The 26,627-nt window shown below is 38.3% G+C and carries 20 protein-coding genes; 5 read left to right on the top strand and 15 right to left on the bottom strand.

What is annotated here, in order from left to right; genetic code table 11:
* Positions 1–8: 8 nt before the first annotated feature.
* From aspS to nrdD, 6 genes are all read right to left on the bottom strand, one after another.
* The gene (gene aspS / locus PYS62_RS04140; RefSeq protein ID WP_066714050.1) at positions 9–1,790 is read right to left on the bottom strand and encodes an aspartate--tRNA ligase; all 1,782 of its coding nucleotides are present in this window, start codon (positions 1,788–1,790) and stop codon (positions 9–11) included.
* A gap of 21 nt (positions 1,791–1,811) precedes the next feature.
* Complete coding sequence (gene hisS / locus PYS62_RS04135; RefSeq protein WP_315574155.1) at positions 1,812–3,089, bottom strand: histidine--tRNA ligase; 1,278 nt, start codon at positions 3,087–3,089, stop codon at positions 1,812–1,814.
* Between the two features lie 109 nt (positions 3,090–3,198).
* Entirely contained in the window at positions 3,199–4,209 is a 1,011-nt protein-coding gene (locus tag PYS62_RS04130; RefSeq protein WP_066714054.1) for a tRNA dihydrouridine synthase, read from the bottom strand.
* Positions 4,210–4,229: 20 nt separating this feature from the next.
* On the bottom strand, positions 4,230–5,576 hold the full coding sequence (locus tag PYS62_RS04125) for an MFS transporter (protein ID WP_082714323.1): 1,347 nt from the start codon (positions 5,574–5,576) through the stop codon (positions 4,230–4,232).
* Positions 5,577–5,697: 121 nt separating this feature from the next.
* On the bottom strand, positions 5,698–6,300 hold the full coding sequence (gene nrdG, locus PYS62_RS04120; protein ID WP_082714324.1) for an anaerobic ribonucleoside-triphosphate reductase activating protein: 603 nt from the start codon (positions 6,298–6,300) through the stop codon (positions 5,698–5,700).
* Between the two features lie 100 nt (positions 6,301–6,400).
* A complete protein-coding gene (nrdD, locus tag PYS62_RS04115) occupies positions 6,401–8,563 on the bottom strand; it encodes an anaerobic ribonucleoside-triphosphate reductase (protein WP_066714056.1) in 2,163 nt (720 codons plus the stop codon).
* Positions 8,564–9,004: 441 nt separating this feature from the next.
* On the opposite strand from nrdD, the gene PYS62_RS04110 reads away from it, so the two are divergent.
* Genes PYS62_RS04110 through PYS62_RS04100 form a run of 3 tightly spaced genes read left to right on the top strand, consistent with a single transcriptional unit; the run spans position 9,005 to position 13,735 of the window.
* Complete coding sequence (locus PYS62_RS04110; RefSeq protein WP_066714057.1) at positions 9,005–10,582, top strand: lysophospholipid acyltransferase family protein; 1,578 nt, start codon at positions 9,005–9,007, stop codon at positions 10,580–10,582.
* Between the two features lie 5 nt (positions 10,583–10,587).
* Positions 10,588–11,499 (top strand): bifunctional DNA-formamidopyrimidine glycosylase/DNA-(apurinic or apyrimidinic site) lyase, encoded by a 912-nt coding sequence (gene mutM, locus PYS62_RS04105; protein ID WP_066714058.1) that lies wholly within the window; start codon positions 10,588–10,590, stop codon positions 11,497–11,499.
* 49 nt (positions 11,500–11,548) lie between these two features.
* Entirely contained in the window at positions 11,549–13,735 is a 2,187-nt protein-coding gene (locus tag PYS62_RS04100; protein WP_315574154.1) for a polysaccharide deacetylase family protein, read from the top strand.
* Here PYS62_RS04100 and PYS62_RS04095 read toward each other — a convergent pair.
* From PYS62_RS04095 to PYS62_RS04085, 3 genes are read right to left on the bottom strand one after another with little or no spacing between them, the layout of a single operon-like run.
* Complete coding sequence (locus tag PYS62_RS04095) at positions 13,732–14,832, bottom strand: glycosyltransferase family 2 protein (protein WP_066714065.1); 1,101 nt, start codon at positions 14,830–14,832, stop codon at positions 13,732–13,734. The genes PYS62_RS04100 and PYS62_RS04095 overlap by 4 nt on opposite strands.
* Before the next feature lie 46 nt (positions 14,833–14,878).
* Complete coding sequence (locus PYS62_RS04090) at positions 14,879–16,018, bottom strand: lysylphosphatidylglycerol synthase transmembrane domain-containing protein (protein WP_066714067.1); 1,140 nt, start codon at positions 16,016–16,018, stop codon at positions 14,879–14,881.
* Positions 16,019–16,026: 8 nt separating this feature from the next.
* On the bottom strand, positions 16,027–16,608 hold the full coding sequence (locus tag PYS62_RS04085; RefSeq protein WP_066714069.1) for a hypothetical protein: 582 nt from the start codon (positions 16,606–16,608) through the stop codon (positions 16,027–16,029).
* Positions 16,609–17,167: 559 nt separating this feature from the next.
* Between PYS62_RS04085 and PYS62_RS04080 the strand changes: the two genes are divergently transcribed.
* Positions 17,168–17,731, top strand: coding sequence for a helix-turn-helix domain-containing protein (locus tag PYS62_RS04080; protein ID WP_066713357.1), 564 nt, complete (start codon positions 17,168–17,170; stop codon positions 17,729–17,731).
* Complete coding sequence (locus tag PYS62_RS04075; protein ID WP_082714282.1) at positions 17,662–18,549, top strand: IS3 family transposase; 888 nt, start codon at positions 17,662–17,664, stop codon at positions 18,547–18,549. The genes PYS62_RS04080 and PYS62_RS04075 overlap by 70 nt, the downstream gene beginning before the upstream one ends.
* Before the next feature lie 82 nt (positions 18,550–18,631).
* Here PYS62_RS04075 and PYS62_RS04070 read toward each other — a convergent pair whose 3' ends face one another.
* Genes PYS62_RS04070 through pknB form a run of 6 tightly spaced genes read right to left on the bottom strand, consistent with a single transcriptional unit; the run spans position 18,632 to position 26,619 of the window.
* Positions 18,632–20,044: an aminopeptidase gene (locus tag PYS62_RS04070; RefSeq protein WP_066714254.1), complete on the bottom strand. Its 1,413-nt coding sequence runs from the start codon at positions 20,042–20,044 to the stop codon at positions 18,632–18,634.
* Positions 20,045–20,093: 49 nt separating this feature from the next.
* Positions 20,094–21,419 (bottom strand): replication-associated recombination protein A, encoded by a 1,326-nt coding sequence (locus PYS62_RS04065; protein WP_066714256.1) that lies wholly within the window; start codon positions 21,417–21,419, stop codon positions 20,094–20,096.
* Positions 21,419–22,681 carry a tRNA uracil 4-sulfurtransferase ThiI gene (gene thiI / locus PYS62_RS04060; protein WP_066714258.1) on the bottom strand — a complete coding sequence of 421 codons (1,263 nt, stop codon included), beginning with the start codon at positions 22,679–22,681 and terminating at the stop codon, positions 21,419–21,421. The genes PYS62_RS04065 and thiI overlap by 1 nt, the downstream gene beginning before the upstream one ends.
* Before the next feature lie 16 nt (positions 22,682–22,697).
* Positions 22,698–23,879 carry a cysteine desulfurase family protein gene (locus tag PYS62_RS04055; RefSeq protein WP_066714260.1) on the bottom strand — a complete coding sequence of 394 codons (1,182 nt, stop codon included), beginning with the start codon at positions 23,877–23,879 and terminating at the stop codon, positions 22,698–22,700.
* Positions 23,869–24,801 (bottom strand): ribosome small subunit-dependent GTPase A, encoded by a 933-nt coding sequence (gene rsgA / locus PYS62_RS04050; RefSeq protein WP_315574153.1) that lies wholly within the window; start codon positions 24,799–24,801, stop codon positions 23,869–23,871. Before rsgA ends, PYS62_RS04055 begins: the two co-directional genes overlap by 11 nt.
* A 15-nt stretch (positions 24,802–24,816) precedes the next feature.
* Positions 24,817–26,619 (bottom strand): Stk1 family PASTA domain-containing Ser/Thr kinase, encoded by a 1,803-nt coding sequence (gene pknB / locus PYS62_RS04045; protein ID WP_066714264.1) that lies wholly within the window; start codon positions 26,617–26,619, stop codon positions 24,817–24,819.
* Positions 26,620–26,627 lie beyond the last annotated feature (8 nt).

The following is a 26,627-nucleotide window of genomic DNA, read 5'->3' as shown; positions in this document are numbered from 1 at the left end:
CTTCCCCTTTAGTCTTCCTTAGTTGCAACATCAATCCCCAATTCATCCAACTGACCCTGGCTAACAGCTGAAGGTGCCTGTGTCATCAAGCAAGCTGAAGTTTGAACTTTCGGGAAAGCAATAACGTCACGAATATTTTCTGTATCAGTCAAAAGCATAACGAGACGATCCATACCGAAAGCCAAGCCACCGTGTGGAGGTACTCCATACTTAAAGGCATCCAAGAGGAAACCGAATGAAGCTTGAGCTTGTTCAGCCGTAAAGCCAAGTAAGCCTAAAATCTCTTTCTGTAATTCCTGATCATGGATACGAATTGAACCACCACCAGCTTCATAGCCGTTGATAACCATATCGTAAGCCTTAGAACGTACTTTCAAAGGATCTGTCTTCAAATAAGCGCGGTCATCATCCTTCAACATGGTAAATGGATGGTGTTCAGCAACATAGCGCTTCTCTGTCTCATCATAGTCAAGCAATGGGAAATCAACGACCCAATGAACTGACAATTTCTTTGGATCGATTAAGCCACGTTGACTTGCTAATTCGCAACGCAAATGACCTAAAGCATCATTGACAATCTTACGATCGCTATTAGCTACAATAAGGATCATATCTTTAGCTTCTGCTTCCAATCGAGCTTTTAAGCTCTCAACAAACTCAGGCGTTGCATATTTAGCAAACGAACTACGCTTAGCATCACCTGTCATCCATAATAAGCCACCTGCACGATAGGTCTTGACGAATTCAGATAATTTATCTAATTGCTTACGGCTTAAATCATCACCATCTGTTAATTTAATAGCCTTAACAGCACCTTTTTCGCTCTCTAAAGCTGTCTTAAAGACTGTGAAATCAAGCGTATTAGCCAAATCTGAAATATCAACTAATTCCATGCCGAAGCGTAAATCTGGTTTATCGGAACCATAACGCTCCATAGCCTCACAATAATCCATGCGCTTGAGTGGCAATTGAATATCAATACCTTTGAGTTCACGAAAAACACGTTGAATGAAACGCTCAGCAACGTCCATAACATCAGCTTCATCAACGAAGCTCATCTCCATGTCAATCTGGGTAAATTCAGGTTGACGATCAGCACGCAAGTCTTCATCGCGGAAGCAGCGGGCAATTTGAATATACTTATCAAAGCCTGCTACCATCAACAATTGCTTAAAGAGCTGTGGTGACTGTGGCAAAGCGAAAAACTCGCCCTTGAAAATACGACTAGGTACAAGATAGTCACGTGCGCCTTCTGGAGTTGACTTACCTAAGATAGGTGTCTCCAAATTGATAAAGCCCTCTTCTTCAAAGAAGCGATTGGTCAATTGTGTCAACTTAGAACGCAACATGATGATCTTCTGCAAAGCTGGACGTCTTAAGTCCAAGTATCTATATTGCAATTTCAAGGAATCTTTGACTTGGACATCATCTTCAATATAGAAAGGAGTTGTCTCTGACTCAGCAACAATTCTAATCTCGCTCAACAGTAATTCATACTGACCAGTTGGCATATCTGGGTTAGGATTGGAACGTATGCGTAATTGGCCTTTAACTGCTAAGACATCCTCGCTGCGTACTTTAGCTGCTAAATCGCGTACTTCTTTAGGACATGTATCATCAACCACTAGTTGCATCAAACCGCTTCTATCGCGTAAAGTAATAAAAATCAAAGCACCTAAATCACGTTGCTTTTGGCACCAGCCCATTAATGTGTAATTCTGGCCAACAACTAACTTATCTAATTCAGCAACATAGCACGTACGTTGCAAACCAGTAATCGTGTTATTCATACTTCTACTCCTTAATATTACCTAGTCAGCAAGCAAAACAGCCTCTAATTGGCTTAAATCTTGCAAACTGAATTCTGTTTCTAACTCTTTACCTGTATCAAGATCTTTCAACTTTGCACTATTATTGGCAAGCTCAGTTTCACCTAAAACTAGACAATAACGATAATTGCGCTTATTGAGATATTTCATCTGTGCTTTGAATGAACGATTATCAACATCTTGTTCAGCGACAATGCCTTTTTGTCTCAAAGTCCAAATCAGCTTAGCTGCCATTTCACGTTCAGCCTCAGCTTGGGCAACGACATATAAGCAAGGTCTAAATTGCTTAAAGTCTCGATTCTGCTCTTTTAAAGCTAAATGCAAGCGCTCTAAGCCAATTGAAAAGCCCATACCTGGTAGATCTGGTCCGCCTAACAATTTGACAAGGCCATCATAACGGCCACCGCCACAAACTGTTGAAGCTTGACCAGTTGTCTGATTATCCAAGATAAATTCAAAGACTGTATGGCAATAGTAATCAAGGCCACGCACAATCCTCGGATTAATTTCATAAGAAATGCCGAGATTGTCTAAGCCATGCAAGACCTGTTGCCATCTTGTCTTATCTTCATCAGTTAAGCAATCTAAAATAAGTGGTGCGCCCTGCACAATCTCCTTACAAGTTGGGACTTTGCAATCAAGCACGCGCAACGGATTCTTCTCAATTCGATTTTGACAATCGAAGCACAAATCAGCTACATGTGGCTTCAAATAGTCTAATAAGCGAGCGTGATAAACCTTTCTGCTCTCAGTTGAACCTAAACTATTTAGCTTCAAGCTGACATTCTTTAAGCCAACTTCCTGGAAAAATTGCTTGATCAAAGCAATAATCTCAACATCTGTCTGACTAGCTTGACTACCTAGGCACTCCAAACCCAATTGATGGAATTCACGATAACGGCCCTTCTGCACATTCTCAGCTCTAAAGGCAGAAATTTCATAATAAAGGCGCTGTGGCAAAGCTTCGTTAAATAAGCCATTCTCCACAAAAGCTCTTACTACACCTGCCGTAGCTTCTGGCCGTAAAGTCAACATTCTCCCGCCACGATCGGCGAATGTGTACATCTCTTTCTGCACAATATCACTAGTTTCACCAACGCCACGATTAAAAACTTCGGTATATTCAAAAGTCGGTATTCTAATCTCACCGTAAGCAAAGCTTCGACAAACTCTAGCAAAAATAGCTTCTATCTCATGCCATTCATGACATTCATTTGGTAAAAGATCTAATGTACCCTTAACTTTTTTATACTGAGCCACTAGTACAAGCCTCCTCATTATTTGACAATCGCAGCTAAAATTTTAGCACAATTTAACCGCTTGCGCTGTAAAATAAAGGCATTTAAGACTTATTCAAAGCTAGTTTCGCTTATTTAGTTAGTGTTGTTGCAAAAAAGTCAGGTAATTTTGTGAAAAGCTCTAACCACTCACTCTTAGTTTGCATTTTGCCACAAATCTGCCGTAAATTAGATGATTGCGGCCTAGCTTTCAGCCAGGGCATAATCAAGCCACGAAATTCATGGCAGGCTATATGTTCACCCAAAATTTCGCACATATCTTCAAAGCATTGTCTAAGTGCTAAGCAACGTTCAGATGGGCTAATTTCGGCTTGACCTGTTTTAAGCATTTGGAATATCCAAGGATTTCCACAAGCAGCTCGCCCAATCATGAAGCCATCAACGTTAGCTATCTTTCTAATCTCGTCACAATCAGCTTGACTTTTGATGTCACCATTAGCAATGAATGGAATATCACCAAAGCCATGTTCAACCAATGCCTGCTTAACATCAGCAAACAAAGCCCAATCAGCATGACCGCTATACATCTGTTTGGCGGTGCGCGCATGTAAAACCAGTCTATCTGCGCCAGCTTCAGCCAAATGCAAGGCAAAGTCTTTCGCTGTATTATCCTCAGAATAATAACCTTTTCTGAATTTGGCCGTTACAAACACACCACTTCCAGCTAAATAAATTTTTAAGGCCTTAACAATAGCGCAAGCTCTTTCTTCTGTCAGCATTAAAGCCGCACCTGCACCAGTTTGACAAACTTTTTTGACTGGACAGCCCATATTGATGTCAATCGTTGTACATTGCTTAAGAATAGGATCGGCCATAATTTTGTCACAGGCTCGCACAAAATCATCTGGTTCAGAGCCAAATAGCTGGATTGCTACAGGGCCTTCACTTTCAGGATCAATTAAAAGATAACGCCAAGATGGCTCTAAGCCATTGTAGATAATTCCCCTCGCACTCACCAATTCAGTTGTATTAAAGTCACATTGACCTTTGTGGCAAAGCCTACGAAATGGCAGATGGCTGAAGCCAGCCATCGGTGCCAAAAAATATGTTTGCTTACGAAATGCTGTCAGACTAATTTGCATATTTTTCCTTTCAAAAAAGATTAATTAGCTTTCAGCTCACTAGGCATTTCTTTAGGTAAGAACAAAGTAATGACAAAGCCAATGATGAACAGTGGTACAACGGCCAAAATTGTCAAACGTGGCTTACCTGTCAACCAACCAATCAAGGACATCAAAGCCGGACCCATGATAGCAGCAAAGCGTCCGAAAATGTTATAGAAGCCAAAGAATTCATTGTTTTTCTCAGGTGGGATTACTTGCGCAAAATAAGATCTGCTCAAAGCTTGAATACCGCCTTGTGAAGAAGCAATCAAGGTTGACATGATTAACAAGTGCCAGACGTTGCTCATAAACATACCCGTGCAAACTGTAAACAAATAAGGCAACATAGCAACCTGTATCAAACGAATAGGTGTAAAGAACTTCGTCAACCAACCATACAAAATGGCAAATGGGAAAGCGACTATTTGGGTTCCTAATAATATAACAAGCAAAAGCGCCGTATTTACAACGTCTTGTCCCAAAACACTTTGCACATAAGGTACAACCATACTGATAATCGTATCAACGCCATCAATATAAAAGAAATAAGCAACTAAGAAAATGAAAGCTACTTTATATTTACTAATATCCTTGAATGTCTGATAAATCTCTTTGAATGAATGCAATAAAGCATGTTCTGGCTTAGGCGACCAATAAACTTGTTGTACATCAATTAACATCGGAATGGTAAAAATTAACCACCAAGCACCAGTAATCAAGAAGCAAATTTGATAACCAAGCGGATTACTCATACCCAGCATATAAATAATGGCTAAAGAGATACCGAAAGGAATAATACTCGTGATATAACCCCAAGCAAAACCATATGATGATATCTTATCCATTCGCTCTTTTACAACAGAATCAACTAGGAAAGCATCATAAAAAATGATAGATGCGTTATAGCAAACATTCGTCAATACATAAGCTAAACAAATGGTATACCACAAATTAGCTGGTATTACTGCTAACAACATAGTGGTAAGGATGCCAAAAAGGGCGAAGAAGGTAAACATTTTCTTCTTATAGCCACGGAACTCAGCTAAAGTACCTAAAATTGGGCTGATCAAAGCTAAGATGATTGAGCTAATTGAATTGAACCAACCTAACCTCATCTGCGCTTCAGAATTGGCAATTATACCTATAAAAGCTGGAAAAGCAGCTGTGCTAATTGCCACTGAAAAGGCTGAATTTCCCACATCATAAAGCATCCAGCTCCATTCACGCCGTGTCCGTTCTTTGGCAATTAATTCTTCTGGGCGCTTCTGGCCAATAATCTTACGCCTAACCCAAATATCTTTGCGCGACTTGAGTGGCTCATTTAATTGCTGATCGAAAGCTGTCATTAATAACCTCCCGCTGCTTACGCAGTTCATAGACGTATAGTATCATATAAGCTACATAAAGGTAACAGTTAATGACTGTTTTTTGCATAATTAAGCTAAAAATATAAATCAAATGACGCATTTATTGCTCTTTTGCAGGCGGAATAAAGGCTGAATATTTAGCTAAAATACGCTCACAACTTGGACCAAAATTATTTTGCCAAATAGCTAAATCACCTTGCTCTAAACTTTCTACACTCTTTTTCACATCTAAAACCCGCTGATTGGCAGAGCCTCTAAATCTGAGCATTAAATCCTTCTGAGCAATTTGAAATAAGCCATCGACTAACGTATCACATTGCATGAGAATTTGCTTCTGAACTGGATTTTGGATTATCTGTTCAATTTTGTAGCCTGAAAACAACCAAATATTTAAGTAACGTCCACTATTTTCTGAGTCAGATTCAGCCACCATTTCACGCAACAAGCCTAAAATGTTAGCTAACTCAGGGCCCTGCTGCATCGGTTCGCCGCCTAAAACTGTTAAACCAGAAACGTAGGGATTACGCAGCCATCTAGCCAACTTAACTGTTACTTCAGGCGTCCATATTTCGCCATATTTGAAATCTTGATACAAGCCATTGAAGCAGCCAGGACAGTTAAACGTACAGCCAGTCACAAAGACAGTTGAGCGAATACCTGGGCCATTTGCCACATCAAATTCACGTAATTGGGCGTAACGCATAACTTAATCCTTTCTAATTTAACTGTTTTACAATCGCAAGCAACAATAAAGAGTTAGCCATTTTCATAACTAACTCTCTGTCATTCAAAACCATATCTGGTTAAATATGTAAGACACGACTCTTAATCTCTTTCGTGCGTCCTTCATTCCAGAAATTAGAACCCAAATAGCCACAAGTTCGACGTACAACTGTCAACTTATTGCGATTATTATTGCCACACTGTGGGCAAGTCCAGATATTTTTATCATCTAGCTTTATCTCACCACTATATCCACATTCATGGCAATAATCGAGCTTAGTATTGAACTCAGCGTACATGATTGTATCGTAAATATACTGAATCATCTCCAAAATAGCAGCAATATTGTTCTGCATATTAGGTATCTCAACGTAAGAAATCATACCGCCTTTGGAAAGTGGCTGGAATTCTGCTTCAAACTTGAACTTATCAAACACGCTGATATGCTCGCGGACATCTACATGATAAGAGTTTGTGTAATAACCTTTGTCTGTGACATTTTCAATTTCACCAAAATGAGCTCTATCAATTGCACAAAATCTATGCGTCAAAGACTCAGCTGGCGTACCATAAACACTGAAGCCTAAACCAGTTTCAGCTTTCCACTTGTCAGCAGCATCATTAAGTTTGTGCATAACACGCAAAGCAAAGGCCTTACCTTCAGGCGTTGTATGGCTCTTACCTGTTACCAAATAACTAGCTTCGTACAAACCGATATAACCAATGCTCAAAGTTGAATAACCTTTTTCGAGGAATTTGGCAATCTTCTCGCCTTCCCCTAAACGTGCAATTGCACCATACTGCCAGTGTAATGGGCTAACATTAGAATTAACTGTCATCAGGCGTTCATGTCTAAGTAAAAGCGCTTTTTTAACAATCTGAAGTCGCTTATCGAGCATCTTCATATAGCCTTCTTCATCGCCACGATTTAGCAAACCAATTTGTGGCAAGTTCAAAGTCACAACGCCTTGATTGAAGCGGCCATCAAAGACATATTCACCCTTCTCATTTTTCCAAGGACTCAAGAATGAACGGCAACCCATTGGGCTAAAGACATTGCCTTCATACATCTTACGCATCTTCTTAGCTGAAATATAGTCAGGATACATGCGCTTAGCTGTGCATTCAGCGGCCAATTTTGTTAGATAGAAATAAGGTGCACCCTCACGAATATTGTGTTCATCCAAAACATAGATAAGTTTAGGGAAAGCTGGTGTAACGTAAACGCCGCACTTATTCTTAATGCCCTCAATTCTCTGTCTCAGAATCTCTTCTGTAATCATGGCAGCTTCTTTGGAGTATTCATTCTCAGGTGGGCAATACAAGAACAAGGTAACAAACGGTGATTGACCGTTGGTTGTCATTAAAGTATTGATCTGATACTGCACTGTCTGCACACCATCTTTGATCTCTCTTCTAGTTCTGCGCCAAGCTACCTCTTCAGCATTTTGCTGATTGGCTGCACTTACTTCTGCACCATAAACGTCTTTTTGTTCTTCTAAGACCTCAGCTAAATAGCGCTTGAAAGACTTGCGCACAAATGGAGCTAAGATGCGATCAAAGCCGTTTATGGACTGACCGCCATACTGGTTAGACGCAACTTGCGCAATAATCTGAGTTGTAACTGTACATGCCACGCGGAAAGTGTGTGGTGTTTCAATCTGATTGCCATTGATAACTGTACCGTTATTCAACATATCTTCTAGGTTGACTAAGCAGCAATTAAAAATCGGCTGAATTGCATAATCAAGATCATGGTAATGAATTGCGCCTGAATCATGTGCCTGCAAAATATCCGTTGGCATAATCTTACGACGAGCAATATCTTTGGAAACTTCACCAGCAATCAAGTCACGCTGCGTTGCGGCTAGGAAGGCATTTTTGTTAGAATTCTCATCCATAGCGTCACGGTTAGTTGCTTCAATCAAGCCAATGATGCCGGCATCTGTCGTGTTATCTTTACGTTTGAAGCTCTGTACAGCCTTGTAATTCTCATAAGCTCTAGCTGTAGCGGCATTGTCATGCTTGATCAAACTGTAATAAACCTGATCTTCAATCAAATAAATGGTAATAGCACGGGGAATATTTCTAGCAAACTCCTCAATTTCACATGCAATTTCTTCCGCTTGACCATCTACAAAATTACCTGTGGCGGAGTTCATGGCTTTTTCAATTGCAATCTTGATCTTCTCACGATCAAAAGCAACTACTTTACCATCACGCTTGATAACTTCTAATGACATAATGTATTCCAGTCCCCTCTAATTACTACTACAAAATATAGCGGTTAAACATTTTAAGGAAAAGCCTAAACTTCGAATTGCCATTCGATTTAAACACTACATATTGTGTTGTATGTAGGCCTAACGCTTGGAATTTTACCATGGATAGATGCAAGCTGCAAGCTACATTAAACTATCTCATAGCTAAGTAACGCCAGATATAGTAGCATAAGCATCGCCTATTTTGCAATTAAATTAAGTTTTCTTCCAAATCACATAGCGCAGATTAGCTAGCATACTGGCAAAAACACCTTATTTTGCTTATAAAGACTTAGCAGGTTTAAGTAACACAAGCGTATTAATCTTGTATTATTTGCTAGAAATCAATTTAATATACAAACTTTTCGCATTTAGCTTATAATTAAACGCGTATATAAGTATATTTACTATGAGGTAACAGCATTGAATACCAAGCACTTTCGTCAAGCTGACGGCGATCCATCTGAACAGACAGATAACGTAGATAAAACCAAAATTAAAAAAATTGGTCTCAAAACCTTATCTTTCAAACTTATCGGTCAAGCCAAAAATAAATCTAAACTAGCAATTTCACCTTTGTTTTATACTGCTGCTTATTATTTATTACGAGTAGTTTTTGCTATCTTTTTCCGTTTCACCTGTGAACGAAAGTTCGATAGTCAGAAATTACAAGGCCCAAGTATCATTATCGCCCCACACTCATCTTTGATCGATCCGCTTCTAGTTATGCTTGCTTTAGGCAGCCAGATGAAACTTCACTTTGTCGCAGGCAGCTTCTTACAAGAAGGCAAAGGCTTTTTACCTTGGATAACGGCCAAAATGAAAACCATCAACATTACGCAATTTAACAGCGACTACATTGCTGTTAAACAAATGTTGACGATGCTTAGAAGTAATGAATCAATTGCTATTTTTCCAGAAGGAGAACGCACACCTGATGGTAGACATGAACTTTTTTCAGACGCTTTCATCAAATTAGTTCAACGTGCTAAGGCCAATTTGATTTATTGCAATATTGATGGCGCCTTTCTCTCCTGGCCACGTTGGAGTGGTTACAAAGGCTTACGTTTTGGCAAAATTACAGCTACAAGCGAGCTTATCTATACAGGTGAACAAACGAGCAAGCTGGAATTAGATGAAATTCGGGAAAAAATGGCAGAGCTCCTGCAAATCAATGATTATCGCAATCAGTTATTGAGAATCAAAAACGGCAAAAAAGCTTATAACTATTGGCACTATAATCTCGCTCGCGGCTTGGACAATCTGCTTTACAGCTGCCCTAACTGTCAAGAGCACTTAGTCATTTATCAAGCTAACCGTAACAGTATTGCCTGCTCTTTCTGTAATTTCAAGGCAACTATCGGGGCAGATGGTCTATTCAAGGAAGCAATTAACTTTCCAGCCATCGGCAAAATGAAAATTGGTGTTAGTGCTAACCCAATTGTTTGGCATCTTTGGCAAATTCGCCATACAACTGTACGCTATCTCAAGGAATTAGCACCTGAATATATCTATCCAAGTAGCGGTGAAGCTACAATTGAAAAATTCAGCAACCAGCACGCAAGCGGTGAATGTATCTGCAAGAATGTAGCAAGTTATTTCGTTTTAGATTGGGCAAATGAAAGTCCACGTTTCACCTTTGCTTTTAACACTGAAAACAAGCCTGATTTAGCTGAGTTTAAGCAAGATTTAGAAGCGCCAAACGCTTGCACTATCTTTGCAACTAAGGACCGTGCTGGCATAGATTTGAACTACTTGATTCAAGTTCCACCCCAACATTTCGTTTACGAAGATATAAACAGCTATATTCAATTCTGGTACAAGGACTTTAGGATTACCTATTATCCAACTGATACGAAAATTGCTTATGTTTACCGTGACTTGATTGAAGGTTTAGGCCAAGCTGAACTCGATCCGCGCTTAGCGCGTTGTCACGTTGACGATGCAAGAAGTTTGATCAGCGATTACAAAGTAAAACAACAAAAGCTAAGCAAGGAATAATAAATATGCCAGAATTACCAGAAGTTGAAACAATTAGACGTGGCTTAAATAAGTTAAGTAGCCAGACTGTCTTGAAGGATTTTACTAAAGTCAGCCCTTATTGTTTTCACGATTCTGAAAATTTATTAGCTAACTCACTCAATGGTAGTGAGCCGCTTACATTAAGTCAATTCGTACGCCAAGGCAAGTATCTCATAGCTGAAATTAAGCAATGTGAACAAATTGCATTCTTAATTATCTTTCATCTGCGTATGACTGGCAAGTTAATTGTTACTGATACAGTTATAGATTGGCCGAAGCATACACATTTTTATTTCACCTTAGAAGATAAAGCTAGAGCTACACATTATCTGTATTTCAACGACATAAGACGCTTTGGAGGTGCTGTTGTCCTCACAAAAGAGCAAATTAAAGCTTATTCGAGTCTAACTAAACTGGCTTTTGACGCTTACACCTACAAACTAGCATATACAAGCTCCCCGCTTAAGGAGTCAGATGCCCTAGCTTGTTTTCAAAATAACTTAGTAAAACATCCTAAAACACCAATTAAAAGTCTACTCTTAGATCAAACAGTTATTGCTGGTTTGGGCAATATTTATGCAGACGAATTGTTATTCATTAATCAGATTCATCCTCTCTCTTTGGTTAGCTATCTAAGTTTTGAACAAATTAGTAAATTGTTCTATAGTATAAAACCACTTCTTACGCAAGCAATTGGTCATCATGGCACTACTTTTAGCGACTATGTTGATAGCTTAGGTCATAAAGGTACATTCCAACTTGAACTAAAAGTCTATAAACGCAGTAAGCAAGCTTGCTCTATTTGTCAAACTGAAATTTGTAAAATTAAAATAGCTGGCCGAAGCAGCCATTTCTGTCCAAAGTGTCAAGCATATTACGGGCCAAAGTTAAATTAATTGCTATAATGAAATGACTGTCTCTAGGATGGTAGAAGGAGTAATGGTCATGCGTTCTAAGCGAGCTAAATTAGCCTGGCAACTAAAATTAGCACACAAAGAAAGTCAATTATTCACTAATGATGAAGCCAAGCAAGATATAAGTTATCGGCCGCTTAATCTCCTTTTGACAAGTTCTTTGAATAAACACACAACTCAGGACCAAATGAATGATTCTAAGCCAGCCCAAGCTGAACTAGACACAAATAAGCTAAGTGCCAAAGATGAGAAACTTGAGCTAGATTCTGAGCCTATAGCAAATTCTAGTGCTCTACCCCAAAATTTAGAAATATTAACCTATCGTGGTTTGGCCAAAGATAAGGCTGCTCAATTAACTAGCTATAAGTCACGGCAACAATTGCCAAATTCTGATGATATAACTGATAATTCAGAAGTTAAACATGAGCTATTTATGCAACTTAGACACGAAGGTGCTGCTACTTTCAATTTTTCCAAAGCTTTAGCTAACAAATTTTGGCAAAACAGCAAGGCTAAGCAAGCCCAAACCAAACTTAAATCTAAACTAAAGACACTCAGCCCTTATCAGAAATTACGCGCTTTTGGCCAAAATATCGCTAAGGAAGCCAAATCAGAATTAGCTAATTGGCGTTCTAATTGGCATAAAAGTCAGATTGATACTTCTATCTATAATCAGCAATTAAATGAAACTAATGCCATAAAACGCTTATTGTCTCGGCATTTCAGCCTGAAACAATCTAGCATTTTTGTCTTAGCTTTAATTATTATCTGTAATTCTTTCTATATTTTACACGGTTGGGCATTGAATAATAAACAAGCAGAGCATCAGTTCAAACAGGCTTTGACGCAAACTAGGGGTATTCAATTAGCTGGTCAACTTACGCAAACTAATGCTGAATTAGAGAAAATCAATTTGAACCTGGCCTACCCTAGCTTCAACGACGATTATCTTAATTTGAAAATAAAAACAAAAGTCGATGAGTTAATCCAACCTTATATTAAAGCGGCTGAAAGCTTGAATGTCAGCCGGCAAAGCCGCTACAAAGCGCTATTGGTAGTCAATTACGATGCCTGTATACTGGCAAAGCGCTTGTTATCAGTTGTATTCACTCTCAATTATTATGAACAGGGCGCCCGCCAAAGCAAATTAACCGATTGGCAGTATTGCTCATTTTATTACGATTTGCCTAATCACCAAGTTTTAAGTTTGCAGGAATTGTTGCCTAATTTAGGCGCCAATTTGCAAGAACTAGCTGATAACTTTAACAATCTTTATCGCTATGAGAAAAAAGAAGAACTTGGCTTGCCTTCTAACATTCAAGCAATGCAAAACCTACTTTTCACTAATGATAAGCTAGTCTTAATTGTCGAACCTAAGCTTTGCCAAGCCAATTTAATAAAACAAAACACTAATCCAAAAGAACTCATTAAGCTCGGTGGTAGTCGCGAAGTATTCAGCAATTATCTCAATTTGAGCTACAAAGAGGCTGGTAAATTTTTCAACGCCAGCTCACCTAAAAAGCTACCGCTTAATTATGATGCTTGGTCTCTTTACTATAACAATCATGATAAAGAGAAACTCTTACCTTATGATTTTAATGAAAAAGCAGCTAATTTACTTTCCTACAAGTTTTTGGCTCTGACTTTTGATCATTTACCTGAAACAGATACTGAATTAGATAATTTATGCAATGTCTTGGCCAAAAATGAAGCACATGCAACATTTTTCATAAGTAAGGCTGAAGCAGATACAAGCTCTAATCTAGCTAAACTCAAAAAATTACAAAAACTAGGCCACGAAATTGCGCTCTTAATCACAAACAATGACTTCACAGAAAAAGACGTAGACAATCTTGATGAGCTTTGTTCAAGCTATAAACAAGATCTAAGTGCTAAGCTAGGGTCTGAAATTAAATTCATCCGTTTAAATAAGCTTAATGTCAATGAAGCGCTTATTAATATTCCAATCATCAGCAATAACAATTATATTCAGGCAACTTATCCTAAAGAAAGCATAAGTCAAATATTAGAACACAATCCTGAACCTGGTGACATTGTAGAATTAACGCCTAATCAAGCTAGCATCGAAGCTCTCTCTGATAGCTTGGAATTACTCAGAGATAGACAGATTCGCTACGCAAATATAAACGAATGTGCAACACTTTACAAAGAAGAGCTTTTGCCTGGTGATGTATATACATCGCTCAAGCAAAATTAAACGTTAATAATTTTCAACTTACGCAAACAAGCTAAAATAAATTGAGCCAATCCAAGCAAGTAACGGCAGGCAAAATTCAAGAAGATAACTAGCTTCTTACGTTTGACGCTATGCCAAAGTTGTGGTCCTTTTGACTTAAAAGCAGCCTTAACTTCTTTAACGGCTCTCTTATGTTCATCAGTTGGCTCTAACAAATAAATCAGCTGACAAACTTCATACATGCGTGCCATATGCTTAACTGTAAGATCCTTTAAGACATAAGCTTGCGTGTGTAGATTTTCGTCATAGTGCAAATTGTGCAGCATAGCCTTGATAACTTTCACTTGATGGCGATAATTTTTGATGATTTTCTGCAAATTAACTGACTGATCAGGTCGCCCAATATAGTATACATAGAGATTAACTGGCAGATAAAACATTGACTTTACACTTTGCAAAGGGACCAAGCTGTAATAATTATCTTCATAAAATACGCCTTCTGGTAGGCAAAGATTGATTGAACGCAAAAAATCCAAACGATAACAAAGTGTATGCATAATTAGAAGATCTCTAAACGACCACTTCTTAACTTCGTCCCAAGCAAATAATTGCTTGGATGGTAAAACATGGCCCAGTTTATTATCAATATAGAAGAACTTTTTATCTCTTTGTAATGGATAAAGCTCTTTGGGACTGAATTCAGACAACATAGGGCGATAATTTTGCTTCAAAATTTCCAAAGTGTAATCAGTAAAAATCAAATCTGGAAAGGTAGCATTTTGAGTAAGCTCATTGATTAACATAACTAACGCTTCTAATGCCTCACTAACAAAGTAATCGTCAGAATCTAGCACTTTTACATATGTACCACAAGCATACTTCAAAGCTAAGTTAATGGCTGAGCCATGGCCGCCATTTGCTTTGTTTAATAGACGAATTGCATCTGGATAACGCTCAACATATGTTTGAGCAATACTAGCTGTCTTGTCAGTAGACCCATCATTGACAATGATAATATCCAAATTCTCTTTATAAGCTAAAAGCGAAATTAAAGCGCGTTCCAAATAAACTTCTGAATTATAAGCTGGAATAATTATCGTCAAAACTTTTTTAGACATGTTGCATTTTCTCCTTATTTTCTATGCAAATAACAAAGTATATGAATCAATTATCAGATTTTCCATCTCTTTTAGCATAAATACCTGGTTTTACAAAACAAATTATGGTAATCACAGTTGCGATCAATAAGAAGACATATAAATTTACTAAACGAGTTAAAAGCATGGTTGTCAAAACTTGCTTATCCCCCACAATATTGGTAAACAGCCGCAAAAAGTTACCTTCAGTCAAGCCCACAGCGCCAGGTGAAGGAATTAAAGAAGCTGATATATTCAAAATAGCTTGCATAGTAAAAGTGTCCAGGAAAAGCTGCCATTTGTTAGTAGTCATACAGTCTTTTAGAGCCATAGCAGCAAAAAACGGTACAGAGGTATAAGCTGCTAACTGAATCAAGTGTAAACCAGCCAGCTCCCAAATCAAGCGCCAATTTTTATTAAAATTGAGTGAGCTTGCAACATAACGTTTGGAAAAGTGCAACAATTTGGCTAGAAGCGCCTTAGGACGCTTAACCAAGCGATGTTTAATTAAAAAATTCAAAATACTACGCGCAGATTTGACAATGATCATGGGATTAAAAAATAAAACAATTAAGAAAGCAGTCGTCACTATATATAACAGGTAGCCTAACGGCAACAAATAGCTAACATAGCCCAAATTATTTTTAACATAGTTAAAACGCAGGATATTAACTAAAGCACAGTAGAATAACATAGCCAAGTTATAGAAAATAGCTAAGGCTATGAAAACGACTGATGTATACGACATAGCTATACCGCGTTTCTTCATATAATACATCTGCATCGGCTGCCCGCCGGAAGATGATGGCGTAATATTGTTGAAAAAGAAGCCAATAAATGAGGTGCAGATAGCTAAGTTATTAGATATATCCACCTTCGGAGCAATATACTTTAGCACCCGAACTATACTTAAAGCTATACAGAGTTGATGAATCAGCATCATCAAAAAGCCAAGCAAGAGCCAATGCCAGTTAGTTGATTGCAAAGAAGTAAGCATTTCATCAAAGCTGTAATCAGTAAAAATGATCCGCCAAGTTAGAAATAGCATCACAATCAGAATTAAAAGGCCAAAGAGTAAATTGCGCGTACTCGTGCCTCGTTCTTTAGCCTTGTTATCACTATCTTCAACAAGCAAATTGTCTACCTGTTTCTTATCTTCTAATTCCATTATTACTTTTATTTCTTAAACGCTGTAAACCAACTACGAAATTCAGCTTCTGTATCCTTCAATTGCTGTTCAATGCTTAAGTCACGATAATAATAAAGTGCTAAAACTTTACTTGCCAAAGCAGCGACTGGCAAGAGTATGGAAATAAAGCCCCTGCCCATGATAATTTCCCAAACAAGTAAGGCACATAAAAGTGCCTTCTTGTCAGCATAACGAGCTATCTTCCACACATAAACAAACAAAGCAATATACACAATTCCGATCAAAACAGCTGGGATAAGTAGTGTTGCGCCGGGTAATTTAGAATGAAGCCCATGCCAAAAATAAGGCATATATAAATCATCTGAATTAACATTCAAAAATGCAAATAAATTCAATAGTGGCGTCACTAACAAATTAGCTAACATCAACGAAACGGCACTTAATATGCCAAGTACGGCATAAACTTTGTTGACGTTGATATAATTACGAGCCAAAAAATGTAAAAATGATTGACCGATATTTTTGAAATTTTCATTTTCTTCAGCTGTGTTCTCACTAGCTAAAAAAATCTTATCCTTATTATCTGTTTCAGTCTTGTTTGCGTCCATCTCTATATCCTCCCTATAACTGTGGGTGCTCTTGATACTATACCATACTTTGCCGACAAACTTACTAAGTAATTCTTAATTTTGAGCAAAGACGTTATTTCGCATAGAGCATTGCCAATTATACCCATAAGCTTTGGTCAATAGGCAGCTTAAAAATTGCTACAATCAAATCTTTTAAGTCCTTATTGATTTTCATAATTCTTACCAATACTTTCAAGTTAAACAAAATAAGGGTGGTGGTTTGCACCACCCTTTTTTATCATCTAATAGCTTTTATAATTAGCTTGATGATAGTAACTAGAGTTTCTATCTCTAGTCCTAGCTTGATGAGTTTCACTACCGTTTTAGTTAGCTCATCAAGCTTTTTGTTTAACTGTTTCATCTCGTTTCATCTCGTTCCCTCCTTTCTTCTTTGTTGTTTTAGGTGGAGGCTTAAAAGATTTTCTATATCAACTTTGTGAATGAGCGTTTTGAAATAATAGAATTAAAAAAGCCAACTACTGAATTAATTTTGATATGTACCCCTTTTACTGGACACAACCAGTGAAAGGGGTTTTGTATGAAATACGATTATGCTTTTAAACTTAATGCTGTAGAACTATATCGCTCTGGTCAGTGGATTGAGACACCAGAAGGTATAAGTCAAAAGAATTTTAGAAAAAGAATTGTACAATGGTCAAGAATTGCAGATATATATGGTCTTGATTCTCTTCGGCATCCAACTACATGTAAAGAACGTTCGGCTGAATGTAGATATCAGTTAGTAGCTCGTGTACTTGCTGGTGAATCACAAAAATCTGTTGCTATTAGTGCAGGAATTGATAGTGGATTATTGTCTAAATGGGTTCAGACATATAAAGTTAAAGGGTATGAAGGATTAAATCTCAAAAAAGGCAGAAAAAGTAAGAAGGAAGCAAACGTGAGCAAGAAATCCAAACCCACTGATTTAACCCCATCAGAACGTGAAGAATTAATTCGTCTTAGAGCAGAAACTGAATACTTAAAAACGGAGAATGAAGCAATAAAAAAATTAATCGCCTTGAGACACGAAAAATGGGCTGCGGAACTCAAGGCGAAAAAGCAGCAATCATCAAAGAACTCCGTGAAAAAGGATACCAATTAAAATATCTCTTAAAAGCTATTGGCATGTCTAAATCAACTTATTATTTTGAGATTAACAAATCAGATGTAGTTGCTGATCGCAATGAAGAATTACTGATTGTTATTAGAGAAATATTTGAAAAAAACAAGCATAGATATGGTGTTCGTAGAATTTATCATGAATTACTAAATCGTGGATATCATATAAATCATAAGCGAGTTCAACGCCTTATGCATAAAGCAGGATTAGCTGGTAAGCGTCCAAAGGAAAAATATCATTCTTATAAGGGCGAAGTAGGTAAGATTGCTGATAATGTAATAAATAGGGATTTCAGTACAACAGCACCATTGCAGAAATGGACAACAGATGTCTCTCAGTTTAATTTTTCATGGGGGAAATGCTATATCTCTCCAGTACTGGATATGAATACGAATGAAATCATTTCATATAATTTATCAACAAGCCCGAATCTTGAGCAGGTATCAAGAATGCTGGATAGAGCTTTTGAAAAATTCCCATCTGTTGAAGGGCTTATATTTCATTCAGACCAAGGTTGGCAGTATATGCATGCCTATTTTAGAAATACCTTACAGAAACACGGTATTGTACAGTCTATGTCGCGAAAAGGTAATTGTTATGACAACTGTATAATGGAAACCTTCTTCGGAAGACTAAAGAATGAGATGTATTACGGCTATGAGAAAGATTATTCCTCCTTCGAAGAATTCTCAAAAGCAGTTGAAGAATATATAGATTACTATAATAATAAAAGAATTCAGGCAAAAACAAAATGGATGCCTCCTGTACAATACAGGATAGCATCCATGTGTCCAGCCTAGTTCATAAATATGTGTCCAGTATTCTGGGTACATATCAATTTAATAGAAGAGGTGATTTATTTGTTGTTCTAAATAGTTACTACTATCTATCTCCTACTAAGAGATCCATATTAAGTAAGAATGCCTTGTATGCAAGATATGAATAGTAGAGATCTAGCTTATGGCAAATTTCCATCGGAGCATGCATACTGAGAACTGGAATACCCGCATCAACTACCTGCATACCAGTCTTAGCGGCAAATTTGGCAATCGTACCGCCACCACCTGCATCAATCTTACCAAGTGTACCAATCTGCCATGGCAAATTAGCTTTTTCGAAGATGTTGATAACAGCGCGCAAAAATTCACTGTTAGCATCATTGGATGAGCTCTTACCGCCTGAACCGGTATGTTTCATCAAGCAGAGACCTTCAGTTAAGTAAGCATTGTTAGCTTTATCAAAGACATCTGGATACATTGGGTCAAAGGCCGCTGTAACATCAGATGAGATCATGTAGCTCTTACTGATAATTTGATTGTAAATCACACTGTCATATGCTTGGCAGGTCTTTTTGACTAATTGCATCAAGAAAAGTTCATATAGACGAGATTGGGCACCTGTATTACCTTCTGAACCAATTTCTTCCTTATCATACAAGAATGCAATAGATGTACGTTCACATTCGTTAATATCAGCGATAGCTGTAAAGGAAGCAAATGAGCAGAGCTTATCATCCTGGCCATATGATCCAATCATTGAGCGATCTAGGCCAACGTCACGAGCTTTATTAGCTGGGACAATTTCTAACTCACTAGCAATTAAGTCAGCTTCTGTCACACCATATTTTTCAGCAATAATTTCTAAGATACGCTCACGATATGGTTCCTTAGTCTCTGTATTTTGACTTGGTTCAGAGCCAACTAACAATTTGAGCTGCTCAGCTTGAATAAAGCTGTTAGCTGTCTTACTCATCTGTTCCCTACCCAAATGTGGTAGTAGGTCTGTGAAGTAAAAGACTGGCTCATCTTCTTTTTCACCAATTGAAACAGGAATAACTGTACCATCAGCTTTGGTAATTACACCATGGATAGCTAAAGGCATACAAGTCCATTGATACTTTTTAACGCCACCATAATACTGCGTAGCTAAATAAGCTAATTTGTCATGCTCTTGCACTGAATGAGCCTTAGCGTCAAAGCGTGGAGAATCGATATGCGAGCCTAGCAAATTGAAGCCCTCTTCACTTGGGCGTTTACCAATAACAGCCACAGCCAAACCCTTGCCACGGATTGATTGATAAACTTTGTCACCTGCTTTTAAAGTTGGGCAAGCATTGATTTCCTTGTAACCTAATTCTTTTAATTCTTTAATTGCTAAAGCTACAAATTCACGCTCTGTTTTGGCAGCATTTAAGAATGCCTTAAACCTTTCGCCATATGCTTGAATGGCAGCTTGTTCATTAGCATCTTGCTTATGCCACATAGATTCTGCATGAAAAAGATAATCTTTTGCCATAATTTCCTCCATCTATAAAGCCTAATATTTTTACTATTTTAACGCTTATTTATTTTTTCTGCTCTTCAGCCTTTAGCTCATTTGCCACAAATTGGCGCCACTCCTTAAGCCAGCTTGCAATTTTTGCTTCTTGACCATTCGATGTTGGCTGATAATACTGTGTGCCTAATAATTCATCTGGTAAATATTGTTGCGCCACTAAGTTATTAGCATAATCATGCGCATATTTGTAACCATTACCATAATTAAATTCAGTTTGCATTCCTGCATAAGGTGCATTCAAAATATGTCTAGGAATTTCGCCACAGTTTTTAGTTTTCAAATCAGCCAAGGCCGTATTTACCGCTTTGTAAGCTGCATTGGATTTGGGACTAACTGCCACATAAATACATGCATGCGCTAAGATAATTCTTGCTTCTGGCATACCAATTTGCTTAACAGCTGTCAAACATGCAGTTGCTACTTCCAAGGCCTGACTGTTGGCCAACCCAACTTCTTCACTTGCTGCAATTACAATGCGTCTGGCTAAAAACTCTGGATCTTCGCCTGCTTGTAAGGCACGCGCCAAATAAAAGACAGCTGCGTCAGGATCACTACCACGCATGGATTTAATGAAAGCGGAACTATTATTGTAATGTTCTTCACCTTTTTTGTCGTAATTATATTGCACTGGCAAGGCTAAATCATTAAAGACATCAGCATTTAAATCAATGACGCCCTCAGCATTCATATCCGTCGTATTAACTAGCAAATCTAATAAATTCAAAGCCCGCCTAACATCGCCATTGGCCCAACGAGCTAGCTGGCTTAATTCTGGTTCAACTAAACGGACATTTAATTTTGCTAAGCCTTTTTCACTTGTAAGCGCCCGCTTAATAACTGTCACAATGTCAGCTAAACTAAGTGCTTTTAATTCCAAAATCGTCGTTCTTGAGAGTAAAGCTTTATTTACTTCAAAGAAAGGATTTTCCGTCGTAGCGCCAATCAAAATAATTGAGCCAGCTTCAACAGCCGGCAGCAAAGCATCTTGTTGTGCTTTGTTAAAGCGATGAATTTCATCGATAAATAATAAGACTTGGCCCTCTGGACACAATAAAGGACTCTTAGCTAAATCAATTACTTCTTTGATGTCTTTCACACCAGCTGTGACAGCATTTAGCTGCCGAAATGGATAGGCGCAAGTTTTAGCTAGAACATATGCTAAGGTGGTCTTACCTGAGCCTGGTGGACCAAACAAAATAAGTGAACTCAAACTTTTTTGCTTAAGCAAGCGATTGATAATGCCATTTTTGGCTAAAAGATGCGCCTGACCGACAACTTCCTCTAAAGTTTCCGGCCGCATGCGCATCGCTAAAGGTTCCTTAAAGTTCACCATTATTTATCCTCAATTTGGCTATAATCGAGCTTAAACTCCTTGATACGATCATAACGAATGTCGTAAGAATCAATTCTCGTCAAAGCCAATTCTGTCAATTTTTCTGTATCTAAGTTGCTATCGCAAGTTTGCGAAACAGCTTGATTAGGTCTGGTTTTAGGATGCTTAGCTACAAAGATTGTGCAGCAATCATCATAAGGCTGAATTGAAGTTTCAAATGTACCAATTTTGCGGGCAATTTTAATTGTATCTTCCTTGTCTAAACCAATTAATGGTCTAAAAATCGGCATATGCGCAACTTCGTCTGTAGCATTGATAGCTTCGGTAGTCTGGCTAGCTACCTGTCCTAAAGATTCACCTGTAATCAAGGCCTTGCAATCACGCTTTTTGGCCAAAGCTTCAGCAATGCGCATCATCATTCGGCGCATGACTATGGTGATCATATCTTTCTCACATTTTTCATTTAGCTCCAAATTAATTTCTGTAAAGTCAACCACGTGCAAAATAACTCGGCCAGAATATTGACTGACAATTTTGGCTAGATCAATTACCTTTTGCTTAGCTAAATCTGAGGTGTATGGGAAGGTATGGAAATAAATTGCCTCCAATTCCATGCCACGTGATGCCATCATATAGGCAGCTACTGGCGAATCAATTCCGCCTGAAAGCAGGCAAAGGCCTCGTGAAGATGAAGATGTTGGCAAGCCACGCACAGCTTGCTTGATTTGGCTGTAGACAATAAATTGCTTTCTAATTTCAACATAAACAACAAAATCAGGTGTATGCAAATCAACTTTGAGCTCAGGATGCTTCTGTAATAAATCGCCACCTAATTGTTCCATCACTTCCATGGAGGTCATCGGGAAAGATTTTTCGCCACGCTTGCAAACAACTTTGAACGTTCTCTCGCCTTGATTGAGATGCTGTTGTACTAATTCATCTGCAACAGGCAAAAGATCAGCATATTCACCTGTAAAGCTGTAAACGGGGCTAACAGATACAATACCAAATGTCGAGCAAGCAACCTTTTCAGCTTGTTTCAAAAGGACTTTAATCTCAGCAACACTGTAATTTTTCGTAAACAAATCCGGCTCAATCCAAATGCGGCTCTGGCTTAATGTTACTTGGAATGAACCATATTGTTTTAATTTCAAAGCTAAGTTATGAATCAAACGTTCTTCAAATTTATGGCGATTCAAACCCTTAAGGGCAATTTCGCCAAACCGTAACATCAAAGCTTGTTTACAACTATCTAAATTCATTTTTTCCTGTCCTTCCCTATTTATGGCTTCTTAGTAAATTTACTTCTTGCTTAATTGCATTAGCTAAATATTTAATATCAGCTTCAGTATGTTCACTTGTCAAAGTGATTCGTAAATGATTATCCTTGAATGGTTCCTTGAAAATCGGCTCGCCAAAGACTTTTTGATTTTTAGTACCAGCTGCCAAATTATGACAGCTAGAAGAAGTGGAAACAGCTATACCATATCTTTCCAAGCTGTGTAACAACACTTCACCTCTAATATCTTTGAAAGAAAGAGCAAGCAAACCTGGATACTGCCACGCTTCATTAGCGGTATGACAAACATAGTCGATTGGTTTTAATTCCGTTAAAAGTAAGTTCCTTAATTTGCTTAAATGTTTCCAGTTCTTATCTAATTCAGCTAAAGCACAATGCTTAGAATTAGCCAAAGCCAAAGCTCTAACAAGTGGTGGATTTTCTGTACCAGAGCGCAAATTATTTTGCTGACCGCCACCGACGATGAAAGGCTGGAAATATTTAGGCTCACGTATGTAAAGTAAGCCGATGCCTTTTGGCGCACCTATCTTATGCCCAGCTAATGTAACATAGTCAACTTTTAACTCTGTAAAATCAAAGTAAATCTTGCCCCAGCCTTGCACATCATCAACGTGCCAAAGTGCTTTAGGCGCATACTGCTTCAATAAACGACTGATGGCAGCCAAATCGTTAATCGTGCCAGTTTCGTTAGAAACACTGAGATTGGACAAGGCCAAAATTCTCTCACCATATTGCTTAAACAAATTTTCCAATTCAGACAGATTCAAGCGGTAATCATCAGCCAAAGGCACAATGACTAGCTTTAAGTTCAAATCTTTAGCTAAGCGATAAGCTGCTATCTGACTTGCTTGATGCTCACCAGCTCCTAACAAGATGACATCTTGTTGACGATGCCGTTTAGCAAAATTATAAAAAACCGTATTAGTTGATTCAGTAGCACCTGACGTAACCAGTAATTGCCTACTTTCTACACCGAAGTATTTCGCTAAGTCAGCTAAAGCGTCTTGAATTAACTTTTTACTAGCTAAACCACTATCATATACAGCAGCTGGATTTGCGTAATAAGTTTTCAAATTCGCACAATACTCAGCTAGCAAATCAGCGTCTATCGGCTTAGTTGCCGTTGCATCAAAATAGAGATTTAATTTTTCAGTAGACATATTGTCCTTCTTCATTTTGCAAAAATTTTTGGAAAGTACAGTAGTTTTGCCATCTTGCTTGTAAAATACCACTTGTACATTTGGCCTTAACCGCACAATTAGGCTCATTCACATGCTGACAGTCATTAAAATAGCAGCCTGTTGCCAATGCTTTAAGGTCTGGATAAGCCAAAATAGCATCCTTCGCTTTAAGATGCAGACGCTTTATATCAAGGGCTGAAAAACCAGGCGTATCAGCCAACCATAGTGAACCACATGCAAAGAATTGACAGTGACGTGTAGTTTGTTTGCCACGCTTTAACTTTTGGCTAAGTTCCTGGGTGAGCATATACTCATCACCTAATAAGGCATTTAACAGACTTGATTTACCAACTCCACTTAAACCAGTTAAAGCTACCTTGTAGCCAGCTAAAGGACTATTTGGTGAAATAAGTGCCTGTAAATCTGCTAATTTAGCCTGTTTGGTAGAAATAAGTAAGCTTGGAAAAGCTGATTGGAAATAGTTTAGGAGTGAAAGAGCCTCTGTTTGTCCTAAATCTAAATCTGCCTTGGTCAAAATTAAACGCAAATTAATCTTGCGTAAGGCAGCCTGACAAATGACTTGATCCACCTGACAAAAATTAACTTCTGGCTCAGCGATACTGACTAAGAGCCAAAGCTCGTCCAAATTAGCTAGAGGTGGCCGCAAAAGGCTGTTTTGGCGTTCTTTAACCCCAACAATCAAAACTTCCGTATCTGCTAAATCTGTCTTAACATACTCAACTTCATCGCCAACACAGAGCTTTTTGCCGTGATAACGCAACTTGCCCTGCACAGCTGCTGTTAAGGCTAAATCATCGTTTGTAATAATAGTAAAGCTGCCTTTATCACTTTTGCTGATAAAAGCTTGACTAGTTATATTTTCAGCTTGTTTTACCGCCAAAACCATCTCTCTTGCCTAATCGCTATCAGAATTATTGCTACTATTTGCGTTGTTGCTGCGAATGTCAGCTAAAGCTTCAGCTGAACAAGCATGAACGTCAACCTTAGTACCGACATCGATTTGATCGCCACCAACAAAGGCTTTGATTTCGCCAGCGCGGCAAACATAATTAACAACTGCATCTTCTGCTGTAAGATTACTATCTGTACTCTCTAAAAGAATCTCATTAATCTCTAAGCCCTGAGCTTTCAGCCAAGCCGTTGTATCAGCCACTTTCTTGCCTTGTTGTGGTTCAAATGTCACAATATCTGAACCTGATGAAACATAAAGCACAATTTTTTCGTCTTTCTTTAAGACGCTATCGGCAGCTGGGCTTTGCTTCACAACATAGCCTTTTTGATAATCGTCATTTTTAATCTCTTGAATTTCACAAGTTAGGCCTTTAGCAATGATCTCCTTCTGAGCAGCCTCACCTAATTGGCCGACGTAATTAGCAACTTTTTCTAAGCCACTGCCCTTGCTGACAGTCAAAACTAACTTTTGCAAGCTCTTAGGATAGAAGCGGCTATCCGGTGCAATATTTTGCTTAACGACCACATCCTTGTCATATTTATCAGAATAAACATACTCAACGTCAGGAATAATGCCTGCATCTTGCAAGGCTTTCTCAGATTCTTCTAAGCTATGACCTACAAAGTCAGCTAAACGTACAGGTGGTACTTGATTAGAATTAAGCTCACTTTTGAAATTGTTGATAAAGTTATAGAAGACATAACTAATGCCAAGCAAAGTTATAACTACCAAGGCGATAACTAAGCCTGTCTCACGATGCCTTGAGCTTCTTCTTTTGTGCATAGTTTCCTCTAAATAACGAATCTTAGCTAACTTATCGCTATTAGCTTTGTTGTTATTTAGATTTACTCTACTTTTATTAAGCTCCGTGAAATTATTATGTTCCGCTTCATCTTTCGCAACACCATATACACCTTGCGGATTAATCATAAAAGCATCGAGTTCTGTGATCAAAGCACGGGCATTACGATAACGGCTATTTGTCGTCTTGTTCAAGCACTTCATGACAATATCAGACAAAGGCTTAGGTACAAGTGGCTCAATTTGAGAAGGAGGAATAGCTTTCTCGTTAATATGTTTCAAGGCAATGGTAACAGACGTATCAGCGTCAAAAGGCAAACTACCTGTCAAAGTCTCATACATCAACACGCCTAGCGAATAAATATCACTCTGTTCGGAAACAATACCGCCTTGGGCTTGTTCAGGTGAAAAATAATGCACTGAGCCTAGTGTACTTGCACTGCCAGCAACAGTATTTTGGTTGTTAGCTCTAGCAATACCAAAGTCTGTAACATAGGCTTTATGTTGCTTATTAATAATTATATTTTGTGGTTTAATATCACGATGAATTACACCACCAGCATGCGCGCTTTCAAGTGCTAAAGCTATCTGCACAAAAAGAGGTACAGCCACACGCCAATCTAAGCGATGATAATGTAAAATCATTTCTTTAAGGGTGACGCCATCGACATATTCCTGCACCATGTAACGCATACCATGGTCCTCGCCCACACCTAAAACCTTAACAATATTGGCATGTGAAAGACTAGAAGCAGCCCTAGCTTCTGTATCAAAGCGACGTAAAAACTCTCTATCATCATTAAACTCAGGCTTGAGCATTTTGACAGCTACATACTCACCATTCTTCAAATCGCGTGCCAAATAAACTTGGGCCATGCCGCCAGAGCCTAAGATCTTACAGATGCTATATCTTTCATTCAAAATTGTACCATTTAAAAGTGGCATTTTAACTC

The organism is Amygdalobacter nucleatus, from assembly GCF_029167365.1.
Lineage (GTDB): Bacteria > Bacillota > Clostridia > Saccharofermentanales > Fastidiosipilaceae > Amygdalobacter > Amygdalobacter nucleatus.
The sequence above is the reverse complement of the archived record's forward strand: the minus strand, read 5'-3'. Positions and strand labels throughout refer to the sequence as shown.